Genomic DNA, 3,631 nt, shown 5'->3' on the forward strand with positions numbered 1-3,631 from the left:
ATTTACAGACAGTTGATGGTGCAATCTTCAATGCCATGAAAGGGGAATTTAAGCGTCAACAACATGAGATTGAGCTGATTGCTTCAGAGAATATTGTTTCAAGAGCGGTTCTTGAAGCACAGGGGTCTGTTTTAACCAATAAATATGCAGAAGGTTATCCAAGAAAGCGCTACTATGGTGGGTGTCAATTTGTCGATGTCGTTGAAGATTTAGCCATTGAAAGAGCAAAACAGCTTTTTGGTGCTGCTTTTGCAAATGTACAGCCTAATTCTGGTAGCCAAATGAATCAAGCTATCTTTCTGGCTTTACTCCAGCCTGGTGACACATTTATGGGATTGGATTTAAATGCTGGTGGCCACCTTACGCATGGTTCATCTGTCAATATGTCGGGAAAATGGTTTGATGTTGTTTCCTATGGTGTGCGTCAAGAAGATCAGATTATTGATATGGATGAGGTTGAGCGGCTTGCAAAAGAACGTAAACCAAAACTTATTATCGCAGGGGGCTCTTCTTATCCTCGATTCTGGGATTGGGAACGATTTCGTGAAATTGCAGATGAAATCGGTGCTCATCTCCTCGTTGATATGTCTCATATTGCTGGTCTTGTTGCTGGTGGTGTACATCCTTCACCTGTTCCACATGCGCATATCGTAACGACAACAACACATAAATCACTTCGAGGTCCGCGTGGTGGTTTGATATTGACAAATGATGAGGCTTTATCCAGAAAAATTAATTCTGCTATTTTTCCTGGTCTTCAAGGGGGGCCTTTAATGCATGTGATTGCGGCAAAAGCCGTTGCATTTGGAGAGGCTTTGCAGCCTTCTTTCAAGAGTTACAGTGCTCATGTTGTCGCTAATGCGAAAACGTTAGCAAAAACATTACAGAGTAATGGTTTTAATATTGTTTCTGGCGGTACAGATAATCATTTATTGTTGGTTGATTTACGTTCGAAAAATCTAACAGGAAAACGTGCCGAGTTAGCTTTAGGACGCGCTCATATTACCTGCAATAAAAATGGCATTCCTTTTGACCCTGAAACACCCTCTATAACATCGGGAATTCGTTTGGGATCACCTGCTGCTACAACGCGTGGTTTTTTAGAAAAAGAGTTTGTTCAAGTTGCGCATCTGATTGCAGAAGTTCTTGATGGTCTTCGGAATGCAAAAAGCGATGAAGATAACCATGTCATTGAAATGGCTGTTAAGAAAAAGGTGGAAGATATAACGAATCAATTTCCTCTTTACTCTTATCTTAGCATGCCTTAAGGATAAAAAAGAGATGCGCTGTCCTTACTGTCAATATGAGGATACACAGGTTAAAGACTCACGTCCAGCAGAAGAGGGGATGGTGATTCGCCGCCGTCGTGTCTGTTCTGTTTGCGGTGGTCGTTTTACAACTTTTGAACGTGTTCAATTGCGTGAGCTGTTGGTTAGTAAAAAAAGTGGACGATGTGAGCCATTTGATCGTGATAAATTAATGCGATCAGTTGATGTGGCTATACGTAAGCGCAATATTGATCCTGATCGTATTGAACAGGCAATCTCTGGCATTGTACGCCAGCTTGAGAGTTTGGGGGAACCAGAGATTGCTTCAGAAAAAATCGGACATCTTGTGATGGAAGCATTAAAAAGAATTGATGATATTGCTTATATCCGTTTTGCTTCTGTGTATCGAGACTTTCGTGATGCAAGCGATTTTCACGATATTATCGATGAGTTGTCAAAGGGTATAGCGGATACAGAATCTCATTTTTATGAATAAAAAAGTGCAAGATGAGCGGTTTATGGCGGCTGCTATCCGTTTGGCAGAGCGTCATGTGGGACTTACAGGTGGAAATCCTTCGGTTGGTACGTTAATTGTACAAAATAGTGACGGTACGGGGGCATTTATTGTGGGCTATGGCATTACAGCTCTTCATGGGAGTCCTCATGCGGAAGTACAAGCTTTACGCATGGCTGGTTCTTTGGCCCAAGGAGCGACTGCTTATGTGACTCTAGAACCATGCGCACATTATGGAAAAACTTCTCCGTGTGTCAATGCACTTATTGATTCAGGTATTTCGCGGGTTGTTGTTGCTCTTACTGATTGTGATAAGCGTGTGGATGGTCGTGGTCTTGCTCTTTTGCGTGCGGCTGGTATTGAAGTCGTTGAGGGCATTTTAGCTGAAGAAGCTTTTGAATCCTTATGGACACATTGGTGTATAAGAAAGATGCAACGCTGTGCTGTCACTTTTAAAATGGCAGTTTCTGCTGATAATAGTGTGGGAAGAAGAGGGGAGGGGGGAATAAAGATTAGTGGAGCACTTTCCCATACCCAGACGCATATTCTACGGGCTCAAAACAATGCTATTCTCGTTGGTATTGGTACTATACTAGCAGATGATCCACAGCTCAATTGCCGCTTACCAGGAATGGAAATGCGCTCACCAATTCGTATTATTTTAGATGCCGCCTTATCTATCCCCCTTGATGCGAAAGTGGTCCAGACAGCCATAAAAATTCCTACATGGGTTATTTGTGATGTGGATTTTTCAAAGAAAAGCAAAAAAAATGCGTTGGAGAAATATGGTGTGTCCGTTTATTCGGTAGAGATGAATAATGGATATGTAGAACCTTTTGCTCTTTTACAGATACTTTATAAATATGGGATTAATAGTGTTTTACTGGAAGGGGGCGTAAAAACAGGAGAGAAATTTTTGAATGCGGGTTGTGTTGATCATTTGATATGTTTTTATAGTCCTGTTGTTTTAGGAAAAAAACGTATTGAAGCGCCTTATTTTGGAAATTATCTCTCGCAATTTCATGAGGTTGAAACAAAAATGTTTGGAAATGACCGTTTTTATAAATGGAGACGTAAGACATTATGTTCACAGGAATTATAACGGATATTGGTTGTGTTGAAGATGTTCAATCTTTAAAACAGGGGATACGTTTAAAGATTTCTACACGCTATGCTGTAGAAAGTTTAGCAATTGGTGCATCAATTGCGTGTTCAGGGATTTGTCTGACAATTGTTGAACGAGGATTTAAACAAGAAGATTCCAATTGGTTTGTTGTTGAAGCATGGGAAGAAGCATTACGTTTAACAAATCTTGCCCAATGGAAAAAAGGAACTTTTGTTAATTTAGAACGTTCTCTTCGATTGGGTGATGAAATGGGAGGGCATTTGGTTTCTGGTCATATTGATGGCTTGGCTGAAATTATTGAACAAAAAAATGAAGGGGATGCAATTCGTTTTTATTTAAAAGCTTCAAGACAATTTATGCCCTTCATTGTACCTAAGGGATCCCTTGCACTTAATGGGACATCTTTGACTGTTAATGATGTTGAGGATTGTGTTTTTGATGTTCTTATTATTCGTCATACCCTTAAAATGACAACGTGGGGACAAGCTGAAATTGGAGATTGGGTCAATTTAGAAATTGATCAACTTGCTCGTTATGCTGCGAAGCTTTTTGCTTTTAAAGGAGAAGATGAATAAGTTACAGCTCTATTGATCGTTTTTAGAATTTTATGCTCTATAAGCTTGAGTTTTTTTGATTCGTTTTTTGTGGAATTCCATTATGATGAAAGAGATACGTAAAAAGCCTCACGTATTGATTGTTGAAGCACGTTTTTATGAAGAGATT

At 39.9% G+C, this 3,631-nt stretch carries 4 protein-coding genes; all 4 read left to right on the top strand.

The window, feature by feature from the left end; all coding sequences use genetic code 11:
- Positions 1-1,268 (top strand): serine hydroxymethyltransferase (gene glyA / locus BN338_RS03760; protein ID WP_039759177.1); only part of this gene is annotated, 1,268 nt, incomplete at its 5' end.
- 13 nt (positions 1,269-1,281) lie between these two features.
- Entirely contained in the window at positions 1,282-1,764 is a 483-nt protein-coding gene (gene nrdR / locus BN338_RS03765; protein WP_039759179.1) for a transcriptional regulator NrdR, read from the top strand.
- Positions 1,757-2,884, top strand: a complete 1,128-nt coding sequence (gene ribD, locus BN338_RS03770) for a bifunctional diaminohydroxyphosphoribosylaminopyrimidine deaminase/5-amino-6-(5-phosphoribosylamino)uracil reductase RibD (RefSeq protein ID WP_039759181.1) — start codon at positions 1,757-1,759, stop codon at positions 2,882-2,884. Before nrdR ends, ribD begins: the two co-directional genes overlap by 8 nt.
- Positions 2,866-3,483 (top strand): riboflavin synthase, encoded by a 618-nt coding sequence (locus BN338_RS03775; protein WP_039759182.1) that lies wholly within the window; start codon positions 2,866-2,868, stop codon positions 3,481-3,483. The genes ribD and BN338_RS03775 overlap by 19 nt, the downstream gene beginning before the upstream one ends.
- The last annotated feature ends 148 nt before the right edge of the window (positions 3,484-3,631 follow it).

The sequence above is a fragment of the Bartonella queenslandensis AUST/NH15 genome (assembly GCF_000312585.1).
Lineage (GTDB): Bacteria > Pseudomonadota > Alphaproteobacteria > Rhizobiales > Rhizobiaceae > Bartonella > Bartonella queenslandensis_A.

Coding starts and splice junctions, on each gene's coding strand:
- nrdR (WP_039759179.1), top strand. CDS start 1,282: ATGCGCTGTCCTTACTGTCAATATGAGGATACACAGGTTAAAGACTCA.
- ribD (WP_039759181.1), top strand. CDS start 1,757: ATGAATAAAAAAGTGCAAGATGAGCGGTTTATGGCGGCTGCTATCCGT.
- BN338_RS03775 (WP_039759182.1), top strand. CDS start 2,866: ATGTTCACAGGAATTATAACGGATATTGGTTGTGTTGAAGATGTTCAA.